The following is a 12,671-nucleotide window of genomic DNA, read 5'->3' on the forward strand; positions in this document are numbered from 1 at the left end:
AAAATATGAATTACTAATTACTTTTGAGTAATAGCTAATGATTAAGGTAGATGGCCTTGACTTAGAGGAGGTTATTAGGCATTGTTTGGGTGAAATCGGTATTTCACCTAGCGACTGTAGATTTGGTGTTTATGATTGCAGGAGCATTGATGTTCATGAGGCTGGTGTTTACGTCTTCTTTGATGGCTCCACTATTTATTATGTTGGTGAGGCTGGTGATGTTGCCCGTAGGTTGTTAAACGAGCATTGCCCAGCCAATATAGGTGGTTCTGAGGGTGTTGTTAGGTTCTTGATGCATTTCCTTGATGAGGTTTGTGTCCAGCATGATAAGTGGGTTGGGCTTGATGCCGTGGGTAGGGAGGAATTTGTTAAGAAGATCCTGAGGGAGGAGATCGGTAAGTTGAAGATATACGTGGTCACATGCAAAGGACTAAGCGATGAGAAGCAAGGCAATAGGAGAGTCAGGAATAAGTTAAGGATTAGGCTTGAGGAATGCTTAAGGGAGAGGCTGAATCCAGTATTAAATCCGTACAAGGTTGTGCGAGGTGATGGGATAATGCGTCATTATTGATGGCTTGTTAATTAAGAAGTCGTCTATTGTTTTTGTTTGTTACTATGGTTATTGTTATTGAATTATTCGGGGTGTATTCATTTATTATTTAGTTTTGATTTTGAGGGTCGAATTAATTGTTGCTTCACTTTCCGCTGCTTATGTATGTTACTGTGAAGCTTGATCCGTCAGTGGTTAGTGTGCTTGGTTGTGCCAGGATCTTGCCGTTGTATGCTGTCATTATTATTTCCACGGTTGATGGGTAGTTTCCGAAGGTCGCGGTGCTACCGCCCACGGTTGCGTAGCACGTGCCGATCACGTCTGTGTAGTCCTGCCCGAAGTATGCTGTTCCGAAGTTTGCCAGTGCCGTTAGTTGGCCATTAACCGTTGGTCTCTCTAGTATGCATTCGGCTGATGAGAGTAGTGCTCCGCTTACGCTACCCGTTACTGTGTATGTCTCGCCCCTTGTGATGTCCTTGATCACTATGTTGAATTCGCCATTGCCTATGTACGTTACGTTCACGTAGATCACATCGCCGGGTTTGACTGTGAATCCGCTTATTTCCACAGAGGGTGATGGGTAGAATTCATACCATGCCCAGTATATGGGCTTACCACCACTACACTCTACGGCTATCCCCGCCTGCTCAACCGTACTGTCGTTGTACCCGTCAAGCCCGGCCCACAGGGCCACGTAGGTTGTCTGCCTGGTGCAGGTCACGGATGGAACAATGAATGAACCTGCGACACTTATTACAGTACCCTCCCGCGCGGGTACTGCGTAGCCTGCCCAGTTTAGGCTGTAGACTGTTGATGCGTAGCCAACGCCGTGCTTAATCATTGGGTGCATGGTGGGTGTTGCCGGTGCGTGGGCTGTGGCCACTGCTACTACGGCTATTAACGTGAGTGTTACGAGTATGGGTATTAGCTTGTTCCCAGTCATTTTCCCAGTCATTAACTAAGTAGTCATTGATTATCCCTTTAAAGCATTACCCATGTTCATTTTTAATTCATTGAATATGTATTATTGTCTTCGAATTATTTTACATACTTTGTCTCAGGAATTCCAAAGCCTTAACAGGATGCTCCTCCGGCTTAACCCTCCTGATTACCTTAGCCACCTTGCCCTCCGGGTTTACTATGAATGTGACCCTCTCCGCGGTCCCCGTGGGCCTCAGCACACCGTATGCCTGTGACGTGCGTTTCTCACTATCGCTTAGTAGTTTGAATTTGACGCCGTACTTCTCGGCGAACCTCCTCTGGGTGCTCACAGAGTCTGTGCTTATGCCCAGGACCACCACGCCCAGCTTCTCGAATTCGTCCCATAGCCTGGCGAATTCCTGGGTCTCCCTCGTGCAGCCGCTGGTGAAGGCCTTTGGGAAGAAGTATAGCACTACCCACCTGCCCCTGTAACTCGATAACTTTACTGTCTCCCCATCATGGCTTTGTAGTTCGAAGTCGGGAGCCTCCTCACCCTCGTTGACCATCAATCCAACCTCGTGGTCGGGCTTTTCTATGTTTAGTTTGAATTAACTTAATATAACTGGTCCCGGGCGCTTAATCCCATGAGCTCACTAAGGAGCTACCTAATGGAGGTAATCCGCGAGTACGAGAGGGTACTGAGCATGTATAGGGTGTTTATGAGCCTAGGCACTGCATGCAACTCAAGTGAGTATGTGAGTGTTATTGAGGCTGCACTCGCGGAGTCCATACTCATGCACTCCCGCAGTTTAATTCAATTCTTCAAGATTGTTAAAGGTAGGAGGTATAAGGACGTCATTTACTACCTGCCATACCTCAAACGCGGGGGCGCCAGGGAGTTTAGGCGTAGGGTCAGGGCGTGCCCTGGCTATGATGATGCCCAGGGAATTATTAGGGATGTTAATAAGTACGTCCTTCACCTTACGAGGGAGGTTGCCAAGTCTAGTGATAGGCCTGTCGTGGGTAGGGACGCCATAGCAGCTGTTGTTAGGCTTCTTTGTTGTGTTTTCTCTGTCTTTGTTGATTATGTTGATGTTAGGGTGGTTAGTGGTGACGTTGTTGATGCGCTTAGGAGGCTTAACGGTGATTGCGTTAAGTATTAAAGTTCTTGTTGGTTATTCGCATGATGAGTCTTGTGGAGATTGATGGTTCAGTGCTTGAGGGTGGTGGGCAGATACTTAGGACTGCCCTGGCACTATCAGCAATTACGGGTAGGCCGGTTAGGATATACAATATCAGAGCTAAGAGGAGTAATCCAGGGCTTCAACAGCAGCACCTGACCGGCGTTATTGCAGCCGCTAAGATATCTAATGCCCAGGTTACGGGCGCGGTAAAGGGCTCCACTGAGCTTGTGTTTAAACCAGGGAGGATTGGCTGTGGTGAGTTTAGGTTCGACATTGGCACTGCCGGTGCGGTTACGCTCGTTATACAGACGATACTCCCAATACTCGTGTTCGCCCCGTGTAGGAGTACCGTGATGATAACGGGCGGGACTGACGTACCCTGGTCACCGCCGATTGACTACGTGAGGTTCGTGATGCTCCCAATGCTTGGTCTATTCGGTGTTAAGGCTGAGGTCAAGCTCGTAAGGCGTGGTCACTACCCAAGGGGTGGTGGTGAGGTTGTGATGACTGTGGAGCCGAGTAAGCTGAGGCCCGTTGAGGTTGTTGAGTTTGGTGATTTGAGGGAGGTTAGGGGGATTTCGCATGCGGTTAGGCTGCCGGCTCACGTGGCTCATAGGCAGGCTAACTCGGCTAGGGAGTACCTGGTCAAGGCCGGTGTTAAGGTCCCAATTGACATTGCCGTGGAGACCTACGAACAGGGTAAGGACCCGCACCTGGGGCCGGGCAGTGGTATCGTCCTCTGGGCCGTGTCGAGCAAGGGCTTAGTGAAGGGTGCGGATGCGCTTGGTGAGAGGGGTAAGCCTGCGGAGGTGGTTGGTGAGGAGGCAGCCAGTAAGTTGCTCGAGAGCTTAAGGAGTGGTATGGCGCTTGATGAGCACATGGGTGACATGGTGATACCCTACATGGCCCTGGCCGGCAACAGTGTCGTTGGCATTTCTAGGATAACTCTTCATGCCTTAACTAACATATACATTGTTGAGAAAATACTCGGTGTTAAGTTTGAGGTCAGTGGTAAGGAGGGCAAGCCTGGCCTCATTAGGGTTTTCCACGCTTAATCGTGCTGGGTTATTTTTTACTAGGCGCATCACAATGAGGCTGATTAATGGGGTTAAGCACTGGGTATAGGGGTAGTCATGTCTTGTTATCGGTGCTCATTGGCCTAGGTACTTTCCTCGATGGTTATGACCTACTAAACATCAGTATTGTCCTGCCCTTCCTGGTTCACTTCATGCGCTTGACTCCAGAGATGCAGGGATTGCTTGGCACAACCACTTACATAGGCGGTGTGTTCGGTGCCCTGGTCTTCGGCGTGTTCAGCGACCTTAGGGGCAGGAGAGTGGCGCTACTGAGCGACATATCCTTCTTCCTAGTTAGTTCGTTCCTCTCGGCATTCGTAACATCCCCAGGGCAGCTCCTGGCGCTTAGGTTCCTGGTTGGTTTCGGAATTGGTGCTGACATAGTGTCCGGACCAGCCTTACTCTCTGAGGAGTCACCAACGCCGAGGAGGGGCCTCCTACTTGGTGTTTCATTAATAATGATGCCACTTGGTGGCTTGGTCAGTGCCCTATTGGCCCACGTATTCCTCACAATGGGATTACCCCCAGGCATCCTATGGAGGATTATCCTCGGTGCCGGCGCCATTCCCGCGGCAATAGTCATACTGCTGAGGAGTAGGTTGCCTGAATCAACAAGGTGGTTGCTCAGGGGTGCCCCGGGGCGTAGGAGGATGCCATTCAATGAGGTGTGGAGGGGTTACTGGAGAATGCTTATTTATTCATCAGCTGCCTGGGTTGGCGCCGGCACGACATCCATCTTCACAATATTCACGCCAATGCTCGTCGCCCTCAGGGGTGGTGGTTATGGCAGTATGCTAGGCACGGTATTACTGCTTTGGGTCTTCGCGACGCTGGGCGCCTTGCTCGGCTCACTAATGCTTGACAGGGTTGGTAGGAGGATCCTGCTAATGGCGTCATTAATTGGTTTGGGGATTGCCTTCTGGTACGTGGCGATCACGTATAGGACTCCTGGGCTTGAGTACTCGCTGTCTCTGGCCATGTTCATGACGTTCCTAGTCGTTAGCGGTGCATACACTGTTCAGACCGAGGTGTTCCCAGTGGAGGTTAAGTCCTTCGCAGACGGAATAGCCTTCTCCCTAAATAGGATCGCGAATTTCGTGTTTGGTGCATTAACGCCAATGTACCTCTACACAGGCTTAATAATGCAGTACCTCGGCTGGGTTGGGGTCTTTGTATTAATAATGGCCATAACCGCGTTATTCACCGGTATGGAAACTGCGAGGAAGGATCTTGAGGAAATAGAAAGACTAACAAAAGGCAATTCATGAACAACCTCACCTCAGGGATAATCCTTAATTCCCTAGGCGTATCATGAATTGGGTAATGATATTCATCGAGACCCTGGTCTACGTGGTTAGGGATGGCAGGGTCCTCCTGATAAGGAAGAAGCGCGGGCTCGGTGCTGGTTATTATAATGGGGTTGGTGGTAAGGTTGAGGAAGGTGAGGACGTGGTCTCGGCCGCAGTTAGGGAGTGTAGGGAGGAGGTTGGTATTACGCCGAAGAATTTAGAGTGGATGGGACTTCTCGAGTTTTGGAATTATGAGGATGGTAGGGTGGAGTCCGTGCACTTCGTCCACGTATTCCTCGCCAGAGAATTCGACGGAGTGCCCAGGGAGTCCGATGAGGCTGAGCCAGTTTGGTTTGGGGTTAATGAGGTTCCGTATGACAACATGTGGAGTGATGATGTGATGTGGCTACCAAAGGTCCTAAGCGGCAAGAAGGTTTATGCAAGGTTCGACTTCGACCACTGGAGACTCATTGGTGGGCAGGTCTTCGAGTTGGTCAGGAGTACGTGATCAGTCACGCCCTCGCTCCTCATTGCTCGGTCGTGTCACTAATCATCACTAAACACTTAATAGGGACTGGGCTTAATAATCCCTTAGTGCTGACTCCTTCCAGGACGGATCGGGTGACGAGAAAACCGACCACTGAGCAAGACCACTACCTCATGGTAACTCCCACGTATTGCCAACACTGGCACTACGTAGCTCTGCGTTTGGTCTCATCCTCCGTGGTAGGCATCGCTTGAACGTTCATCATGTCATTACCGTCAAAAACAATTGTGTAGTTACCTGGCTTCACATTAACGTTAATAATCACGGGGCTTAGTAGGTATAGTATTGGCGCTAGTATGAATGGGAGAATAATGAAGTGTCTTCTCTCGTCACCTTCCCTGGAACCACCATCAGTTGCTACTCCCTGCCCAGGCGGTATCACTAGGTATATGGCGGGCGCCTTAGGGTGAATCTCGTGATTCCTCTCAAGGTAGAAGTCACCATTCCTGGGTTCCCAATACCAGGCCTCAATAAACCAAAGGAGCGAGCCAAGGTCGTAATACCTCCTCTCGAAGGTCCTTATGCCCTCTGGGATTTTCCTCCTTGGTGAATTACCATTGTAAGGGTAGTAAATAACCACGGAGTATCCCGGCGCAAATAATGCCTGTGCGGGCATTCGCATTACTTTCTATTCCAGAATATAAAAACCTTACTAATACTATTAAGTGAAAATACAAAAATTAATCATTTCAACAAGGCATGTTATTAAATAATCATTACTAAGCCAGGGTTATTGCGCCATCAATAATTACAACGGCACCATTTATATACTATGAATCGTCAAATACAATGAGTGATACGATTAGGCAATCTCCATTGTATCGACAAACTTACTCAAGGAATTCCTATGTAAATTCCCTCATTCAGGCAATTAGCAGTCTAAAGTTGATTCGGTAAGGAGAAAGAATCCACGTATTACGGTATGATATGAATTAAACAACCTATGTTAGCGGCCCCGGTGGGATTCGAACCCACGACCTACGGCTTAGGAGGCCGCCGCTCTATCCTGGCTGAGCTACGGGGCCAAGGTAAGTCAATGACTTGGGAAATTTAAGTTTTTGCTTGTGTCTGATTTACGGAATCTCTTACCTCACCCCCGTTATTTACCATTTATAGCCTCACCTACTATTCGCATTAATGCGTTCGTTGTGCCGTTCATGAAGTGCTTCCTTATCCAGGGTTTCATTATTATGAAGAGCGGCGTTATTCTTACGTCCCACTGACTAATTAATGAATTTCCATTTATGTAATTCCTTACATAGCCTCTTATCGGGCCCCTCAAATAATTAATTAGCACAAGTCTCTCTGGGTCATGTACCTCAATTCTCGCGATGCCCTTACTACCCGGGCCTGGGAATGCGAACTTTATCCTGGCGGTATACGTATTACCGTCCTTGCTCAATATATCTATTTCTCTATGGCCCCTCCAATACCTCGGCATGGACTTGACATCGCTGAGTACCTGCCATACCCTATCCGCATTCCCTGGATTTATTTCTACACTCACTGTGAATTCAATACCTAGTATTGACATGTTGGTTATTTCTATGTGTGTAATGGGAGTAAAGAGTGTTTATTTTTGATTATTTTGAGGGAACTGCCTAATTTCAATCACCTATACGTCGACAGCTCCTCCAGGCTTTTGCCCTTACCCTCAACACCAATTAGCACACCGGCTATTGCGCCTATTATCATTATCACAGCCATCAATGTGAATGCGATTAGCGCTGCGTAGGGCAGTGGCTTGAAGGTAACTATTATGTACGGCATTACAAATGCTCCGATTATACCGCCAAGCCTACCTATGGACACCGCAGTACCTACCGCCGCGGCCCTCAACTGCGTCGGGAAGACCTCAGGTATCATTACATAGAGTATGTCGGCAGCCGCATAAACGAAGAAGTACGTTAGGGCCAGCAGGCCTATAAGCCCAGTAAGGCCAATCGCCTTAATGTAGTATAGGTAGGCCATTAATAGGCCAAGGAGACCACCGACTGCGTATGACACCACTGCCATGGGTCTCCTACCAACCTTATCGGCTAGGTACGGAATAACGAAGGCACCCACGGCGCCAAATGCCGTAACTGGAACTAGGTATAGTGGTATTATCGTTGATGGAACACCCAGTGAGGATAGGAACACGGGTATTAACGTGAATGCAGTATAGTACGGCCAAGTCTCTGAGAAGTTAAGCAACACTGCGCTTACGGCTCTCCTTGGATATAATGTGAAGACCTTCCTAGCCACCGTCCAACCCCTCGGACTCGCAATTACGACATCGACAGGTTGTACAGGCGGTAATTCCTTAATTCCCAGTTGATTCTTAACGAGGTCCTCAACCTGCCTAACAATGCCCTCAGCCTCATTATACCTGCCCTTTGATAGTAACCACCTCGGTGACTCAGGTATCGACCTCCTAATGACCCACACGAATACGGCAAGTATTGCGCCAACTAGGAAGGCGACCCTCCAACCAATGCTTATCGGTAACCTGGATATGGCAAAGTAGGAGATTAGTGATGCGATGACCGTGCCGACGTCCCAACCAGCGCCGATTACGAAGCCCAACCACTTACCCCTCTCCCTCGGTGGTACGAATTCCTGAATTGCGCTATTCACTGCGCCGTACTCACCGCCTATGCCAACACCTGTGAGGAATCGGAATACGGTAAGACTTATGAAGTTGAATGAAGCTGCCGACAATGCCGTAAACAAACCATAAATCAGTATAGTAGTCATAAACAGCCTTTTCCTACCAAGGACGTCTGCCAAGACACCAAATAATTCAGCACCAATGGCTGCTCCTATTAGGAATAGTACGAGACCCAGCGTAGACTCGAGGGACGTTATCTTAAACACCTTAGCGACAATGGCCAACACACCACCATAAAGTGTGCTCTCCAGACCATCTAGGAAGTATGCAGCCGTTAATACGAGTATGACCTTCCGGTGGAATGGTGAGAACGGCAACCGGTCTAAGCGAGCCAGTAGGTCTGTCTTTACTACTTTAATTCCTGACTCGTCACTGTTTGTCATAATTACTAGGTAATAATGATTTTTAATAAGTATTATCCCTGTGATAGGTGAATAAAGATATATTAAGTTGACGCAGGTCAAGCATCAATTGGTAGGGTTATGAATGAAGCAATAAGGCTGGTGCTAAGTAAGGAATTGATCATTTTAGATGGTGATGGTACGTTGTACATTGGTTCGAAGCCACTACCCGGCGCCAGGGAGTTTATAAGGTTCCTTGATGAGCACGGCAAGCGATTCGTCGTAATGACTAACAATTCATCCTTTAGTAAGGAGCATCACATTAGGAGGTTGAGTCGGATATTAAGGAGGAGGTTTTCCTTAAATGAGGTTCTCGTGTCTACGGAGGCTGCGATTGAGTATTTAAGGGAACTTGGGGTCAGGAGGGTCTATGCACTCGGCACGCCTGAATTTATCCAGGACTTAATCAGGTCCGGTATTACTCATGATCCTGGAAATCCCGAGGTCGTGCTCATAGCCTTTGATAAGACATTAACATATGGTAAGTTGGTCAGGGCCGTGCGCCATATAATGTCTGGCGTTCCATATATCGTGGTTAATCCAGACGTGTTATGCCCAACGGATAGGGGTTACATACCAGACGCTGGTTCCATATGGGCATTGATTAGGGCGGCCACGGGTAAGGAACCAGTGGCGGTTACTGGCAAGCCCAGTAGTTTATTTCTTAATTACATGCTTAGGAAGCTGAATGTGAAGCCCAGCGATTCCGTGATAATTGGTGATAGGTTATACACGGACATAGCAATGGCTAATGAGAATGACATTGACTCAATACTCGTCCTTACGGGCGAGACAAGGGCTGAGGACTTAGTCAATAGTAGGTATAAGCCGACCCTTGTGGTTAATACGTTGATTGATATATTGAAGTAATCACTGCTTAGCCTCCGCCTCCTTTGGCCTCCTCCTCTCACGCTTCTCCTCAATTCTCTTCCTAAGCAGGTTTACGTGGAATAGAAGCTCATTAATACCAAGCTTATTACCAACCTCCTCACCATACTTAAGAAGCTCCTCAGCCTCATCCAAATCCCTCGACCTACCCCTGGCGATTAATTCCTGCGCTGTGTAAACCACGCACTCCACCAACTTCTCCCTAAATTCCAGTGCCTTCTCCTTATTGCCCTCCCTCTCGGCCTTCTCAATTAGTTTCTCCCATCTTGAGCAGGTTATTGCCATACCACCACCAAGCCGCAGTGTGGTGGGTTGCGGGTTAATTTAAAAATTATGCCTTACCCTCCCCAGCCTTAGTCTCCTGCTTAGCAGCACTCCTAGCCTGCCTAGCCCTAGTCTCATTGATTAACCTCCTGACCCTCCTAATAATGGCTATGTAATTATCGAAGAGCTTCGCCTCCTTAGCCTCCTTCGTGGCCTCCCTAAACAACTTAATGCCATCATCAAGCTTCCCACTCCTTACCAATTCCTCAGCCGTCCTCAATTTAATCACTAATTCCCTTGCCTTATTGATTATTTCTTCGCTCGACATCGAGACAACGGAGGTTAACCCCCTTAATAAGGTTTATTAGTTGGTAATTGTCCTTGCTACCGTATGAATTAATGATTAGGGTCTGGAGCACTGAGCGTTGATGAGTGGTGAGCCCGAATCCTAATACTCATTAATAGTCTTATTCTTCGACTTATACTCCTTAATTAATTGATCAGCAACGTCGGGCGGTACCCTAATTGTGTATAGGTAATGCTTAAGCCTAGCCTTTAACTTAACGTAATCAGGGTATCTCTTAACCTTGATCTCCTCAGCAGTGTCTGCGTATCTACGCCACAACTCTACAAGGAATACCTCCCTAGGCACGTCACTGCCTGTGCAGGGGATTTTTTAAGGATTTCTACAGAAGAAGTAATTAAGCCGAAGTAATCAGTATTAGCGTGGTTGTTAAGACCGATGTATTAATAATTGGCGGCGGACCGGCTGGCTCCTACCTAGCCCGTTACCTAGTCAGGAATGGGTTTAATGGCGATGTCATGCTCATTGATAAGAAGTCCGTGATATACGCACCGGTAATATGCGGTGAATTACTACCCAGTGAGGACCTTCTTAAGCCCTGGATTAATAGGGATTTATACGATGTTTTACTGACAACGCTTAGGGAGACGCTACGTAAGGAATTTATTGTTAATGAGATTGGGTGGTTAAGACTCGTGATTAATGGCCGTGACATAGCTAGGATGCCCTTTAGGACCTACGTCATTGATAAGTCGGCAATGATTAGGGGTATCATTGAGGATGCCATTAATGGTGGTGCCAATGTTCGTTTTGGCATTACGGCAGTTAAATGCGCGACTAAGAATGGGGGTTATGAGTGCCTTGTCCATGATAAGGATGGTGGCGAGTGCGTCATTAGTGCCAAGACGCTAATTGGCGCTGACGCGTACCCATCAATTGTTGACTTAAGCCTGGGCATAACCAGGGGCTTCAGGGCTGAGGACTTGATAATAGCGACAAGCGCGAGGGCTAGGGGTAGGTACGTGGATGATGAGGCGGTCATCGTGATGGACCCAGGGGTAGCACCGGGCGGCTTCGCCTGGATATTCCCAAGGGGCGATGGTTCTCATAACATCGGTGTTGGCGTTAGGAATAATATAGCGTGGAGAGGGGGTAACCCAATTGATTACCATGCGCTCTTCGTCAGTAAATACGGGCTTGAGAGCACCCAAAGATCCGTGCTTATGAAGACCTTACCTGTTGGTGGCTTGTTAAATAAGTATGGCGCAGGTAATGCCTACTTAATCGGTGATGCTGTTGGCTCAGTAATACCAACTAATGGCGCCGGCATTAATCCCGCCATGATAACTGCCCACCTACTCGGTGAGTCGATGATGCTTGGATATGATTATTCATCGCTCATGAACAGGTTGTTTAAGCCCCTGATGGATAGGATGGTAATGTTCAGGAGGATTGGTGACCCATTATTGATGAATAGGGATGCCATGGAGTTGGCAGTTAAGGTTTCGAGAAGTTACATGACTAGCTCTATTTATGAGGCCACCCTATCCTCAATGAGGATGAGTACCCTAATTAAGTTCCTAATTGGTGACTTATTAATTAAGTTCATCTCCAAGCTATCTTGACGTGTATGTAGTATTTATTAAGGCATAAGTTTAGGGAATTATGAAATAGATGGCCGTATTGAATCCAAGCAAGTACATGGAGTTGTTGCCCATGGAGGTTAGGTCAGCGATTAATAAGGTCATTCAGGTACTTGAGGGATCTTTCACTGGTCTTTGGATGCCCGATAATCTGTTAAATGCCACTTACCACTACATAAGGAATAGGGGAAAGCTCATTAGACCAACCCTAGTCTTGCTAATGGCCTATGCCCTAGGCAATGGTAGTGGTCTTGAAAGAGCAATATTACCCGCCGCATCTGTTGAGTTAATACATACAGCGTCATTGCTTCAAGACGATATAATGGATCAGCAAAGGATTAGGAGGGGTGTGAAGACTCCGTACAGTATCTATGGCCCGCATACGGCAATGCTCGCCAGTGACTTAATAATTGCTAAGGCCGTGGAGTATGCCATAAGGAGTGGCGATAATGATATTGTGTTTGAGCTCCTAAATTCATCCATTAAATTAGCGATTGGTCAGAGCTTTGAGTCTGAACTGAGCAGTAGGGCCAATGTGACTATCGATGATTACTTAAGGCTTATTTACTATAAGACTGCATCGCTTATCGAGTCCTCAATGGTTGTTGGCGCCTACTCAGTCAATGTTAAGGATGATGAGGTAATAAGCAAAATTAGGGATGTGGGTAGGTTCGTGGGCATCGCGTTTCAGGTTAGGGATGACGTAATTGATTACCTAAACATTGATAGTGGGAATCCTGGAGCTAATACCGATGAGATTAATATCGTGAGGATAATGAGTAAGGGCAATGGTGATGTCAGGGGCGCCATTGATAAGGCCAGGGGCTTATTAAATGAAATGCTTGATAATGCCGTTAAGGTGATTAGGGAGGTCGTGAATAATGAGGTCCTGGTTAATTACATAAATTTGCTGAGGATTTAAGAATTGATTAGTTAAGAAAGGGCTGTAAT

General features: G+C 47.5%; 16 protein-coding genes and 1 tRNA gene. 8 read left to right on the top strand and 9 right to left on the bottom strand.

The features are described 5' to 3' along the window. Positions 1 to 37 precede the first annotated feature (37 nt). Positions 38 to 571, top strand: coding sequence for a hypothetical protein (locus VDIS_RS08380; RefSeq protein ID WP_013336800.1), 534 nt, complete (start codon positions 38 to 40; stop codon positions 569 to 571). Positions 572 to 695: 124 nt separating this feature from the next. On the opposite strand, the gene VDIS_RS08385 is transcribed toward VDIS_RS08380, so the two are convergent. Then, on the bottom strand, positions 696 to 1,505 hold the full coding sequence (locus VDIS_RS08385) for a G1 family glutamic endopeptidase (protein ID WP_013336801.1): 810 nt from the start codon (positions 1,503 to 1,505) through the stop codon (positions 696 to 698). Positions 1,506 to 1,593: 88 nt separating this feature from the next. Next, the gene (locus VDIS_RS08390) at positions 1,594 to 2,037 is read right to left on the bottom strand and encodes a peroxiredoxin (protein ID WP_013336802.1); all 444 of its coding nucleotides are present in this window, start codon (positions 2,035 to 2,037) and stop codon (positions 1,594 to 1,596) included. A gap of 78 nt (positions 2,038 to 2,115) precedes the next feature. Here VDIS_RS08390 and VDIS_RS08395 point away from each other — a divergent pair, with 78 nt between their 5' ends. From VDIS_RS08395 to VDIS_RS08410, 4 genes are read left to right on the top strand one after another with little or no spacing between them, the layout of a single operon-like run. Then, a complete protein-coding gene (locus tag VDIS_RS08395) occupies positions 2,116 to 2,634 on the top strand; it encodes a hypothetical protein (protein ID WP_013336803.1) in 519 nt (172 codons plus the stop codon). A gap of 23 nt (positions 2,635 to 2,657) precedes the next feature. Further along, the gene (gene rtcA / locus VDIS_RS08400; protein WP_013336804.1) at positions 2,658 to 3,710 is read left to right on the top strand and encodes an RNA 3'-terminal phosphate cyclase; all 1,053 of its coding nucleotides are present in this window, start codon (positions 2,658 to 2,660) and stop codon (positions 3,708 to 3,710) included. 47 nt (positions 3,711 to 3,757) lie between these two features. After that, positions 3,758 to 4,999, top strand: a complete 1,242-nt coding sequence (locus VDIS_RS08405; RefSeq protein ID WP_013336805.1) for an MFS transporter — start codon at positions 3,758 to 3,760, stop codon at positions 4,997 to 4,999. Positions 5,000 to 5,054: 55 nt separating this feature from the next. Then, positions 5,055 to 5,528 carry an 8-oxo-dGTP diphosphatase gene (locus VDIS_RS08410; RefSeq protein WP_013336806.1) on the top strand — a complete coding sequence of 158 codons (474 nt, stop codon included), beginning with the start codon at positions 5,055 to 5,057 and terminating at the stop codon, positions 5,526 to 5,528. Positions 5,529 to 5,712: 184 nt separating this feature from the next. Here the strand turns inward: VDIS_RS08410 and VDIS_RS08415 are convergent, their stop codons facing one another. The 4 genes from VDIS_RS08415 to VDIS_RS08430 all read right to left on the bottom strand — a co-directional run bounded on the left by VDIS_RS08415 (position 5,713) and on the right by VDIS_RS08430 (position 8,603). Beyond that, positions 5,713 to 6,183, bottom strand: coding sequence for a hypothetical protein (locus tag VDIS_RS08415; protein WP_013336807.1), 471 nt, complete (start codon positions 6,181 to 6,183; stop codon positions 5,713 to 5,715). 334 nt (positions 6,184 to 6,517) lie between these two features. Continuing rightward, a tRNA-Arg gene (locus VDIS_RS08420) sits at positions 6,518 to 6,592 on the bottom strand. A 74-nt stretch (positions 6,593 to 6,666) separates the two neighbouring features. Beyond that, positions 6,667 to 7,101: an SRPBCC family protein gene (locus tag VDIS_RS08425; protein WP_013336808.1), complete on the bottom strand. Its 435-nt coding sequence runs from the start codon at positions 7,099 to 7,101 to the stop codon at positions 6,667 to 6,669. 77 nt (positions 7,102 to 7,178) lie between these two features. After that, positions 7,179 to 8,603, bottom strand: coding sequence for an MFS transporter (locus tag VDIS_RS08430; protein WP_013336809.1), 1,425 nt, complete (start codon positions 8,601 to 8,603; stop codon positions 7,179 to 7,181). 99 nt (positions 8,604 to 8,702) lie between these two features. On the opposite strand from VDIS_RS08430, the gene VDIS_RS08435 reads away from it, so the two are divergent. Next, on the top strand, positions 8,703 to 9,491 hold the full coding sequence (locus VDIS_RS08435; RefSeq protein ID WP_013336810.1) for an HAD-IIA family hydrolase: 789 nt from the start codon (positions 8,703 to 8,705) through the stop codon (positions 9,489 to 9,491). Here VDIS_RS08435 and VDIS_RS08440 read toward each other — a convergent pair whose 3' ends face one another. The 3 genes from VDIS_RS08440 to VDIS_RS08450 form a co-directional block, all read right to left on the bottom strand. Continuing rightward, complete coding sequence (locus VDIS_RS08440) at positions 9,492 to 9,794, bottom strand: hypothetical protein (protein WP_013336811.1); 303 nt, start codon at positions 9,792 to 9,794, stop codon at positions 9,492 to 9,494. A 46-nt stretch (positions 9,795 to 9,840) separates the two neighbouring features. Next, the gene (locus VDIS_RS08445; RefSeq protein ID WP_013336812.1) at positions 9,841 to 10,101 is read right to left on the bottom strand and encodes a hypothetical protein; all 261 of its coding nucleotides are present in this window, start codon (positions 10,099 to 10,101) and stop codon (positions 9,841 to 9,843) included. 120 nt (positions 10,102 to 10,221) lie between these two features. Next, complete coding sequence (locus VDIS_RS08450; RefSeq protein WP_013336813.1) at positions 10,222 to 10,425, bottom strand: 50S ribosomal protein L38e; 204 nt, start codon at positions 10,423 to 10,425, stop codon at positions 10,222 to 10,224. 74 nt (positions 10,426 to 10,499) lie between these two features. Here VDIS_RS08450 and VDIS_RS08455 point away from each other — a divergent pair, with 74 nt between their 5' ends. Together VDIS_RS08455 and VDIS_RS08460 are read left to right on the top strand one after the other, a co-directional pair. After that, a complete protein-coding gene (locus tag VDIS_RS08455; protein WP_013336814.1) occupies positions 10,500 to 11,702 on the top strand; it encodes an FAD-dependent monooxygenase in 1,203 nt (400 codons plus the stop codon). A gap of 49 nt (positions 11,703 to 11,751) precedes the next feature. Continuing rightward, positions 11,752 to 12,642: a polyprenyl synthetase family protein gene (locus VDIS_RS08460; RefSeq protein WP_013336815.1), complete on the top strand. Its 891-nt coding sequence runs from the start codon at positions 11,752 to 11,754 to the stop codon at positions 12,640 to 12,642. Positions 12,643 to 12,671 lie beyond the last annotated feature (29 nt).

The sequence above is a fragment of the Vulcanisaeta distributa DSM 14429 genome (assembly GCF_000148385.1).
Classification (GTDB): domain Archaea; phylum Thermoproteota; class Thermoprotei; order Thermoproteales; family Thermocladiaceae; genus Vulcanisaeta; species Vulcanisaeta distributa.

Bases quoted from the DNA above. Each gene is read 5' to 3' on its own strand.
- VDIS_RS08380 (WP_013336800.1), top strand. From the start codon at position 38: ATGATTAAGGTAGATGGCCTTGACTTAGAGGAGGTTATTAGGCATTGT.
- VDIS_RS08385 (WP_013336801.1), bottom strand. From the start codon at position 1,505: ATGACTGGGAAAATGACTGGGAACAAGCTAATACCCATACTCGTAACA.
- VDIS_RS08390 (WP_013336802.1), bottom strand. From the start codon at position 2,037: ATGGTCAACGAGGGTGAGGAGGCTCCCGACTTCGAACTACAAAGCCAT.
- VDIS_RS08395 (WP_013336803.1), top strand. From the start codon at position 2,116: ATGAGCTCACTAAGGAGCTACCTAATGGAGGTAATCCGCGAGTACGAG.
- rtcA (WP_013336804.1), top strand. From the start codon at position 2,658: ATGAGTCTTGTGGAGATTGATGGTTCAGTGCTTGAGGGTGGTGGGCAG.
- VDIS_RS08405 (WP_013336805.1), top strand. From the start codon at position 3,758: ATGGGGTTAAGCACTGGGTATAGGGGTAGTCATGTCTTGTTATCGGTG.
- VDIS_RS08410 (WP_013336806.1), top strand. From the start codon at position 5,055: ATGATATTCATCGAGACCCTGGTCTACGTGGTTAGGGATGGCAGGGTC.
- VDIS_RS08415 (WP_013336807.1), bottom strand. From the start codon at position 6,183: ATGCCCGCACAGGCATTATTTGCGCCGGGATACTCCGTGGTTATTTAC.
- VDIS_RS08425 (WP_013336808.1), bottom strand. From the start codon at position 7,101: ATGTCAATACTAGGTATTGAATTCACAGTGAGTGTAGAAATAAATCCA.
- VDIS_RS08430 (WP_013336809.1), bottom strand. From the start codon at position 8,603: ATGACAAACAGTGACGAGTCAGGAATTAAAGTAGTAAAGACAGACCTA.
- VDIS_RS08435 (WP_013336810.1), top strand. From the start codon at position 8,703: ATGAATGAAGCAATAAGGCTGGTGCTAAGTAAGGAATTGATCATTTTA.
- VDIS_RS08440 (WP_013336811.1), bottom strand. From the start codon at position 9,794: ATGGCAATAACCTGCTCAAGATGGGAGAAACTAATTGAGAAGGCCGAG.
- VDIS_RS08445 (WP_013336812.1), bottom strand. From the start codon at position 10,101: ATGTCGAGCGAAGAAATAATCAATAAGGCAAGGGAATTAGTGATTAAA.
- VDIS_RS08460 (WP_013336815.1), top strand. From the start codon at position 11,752: ATGGCCGTATTGAATCCAAGCAAGTACATGGAGTTGTTGCCCATGGAG.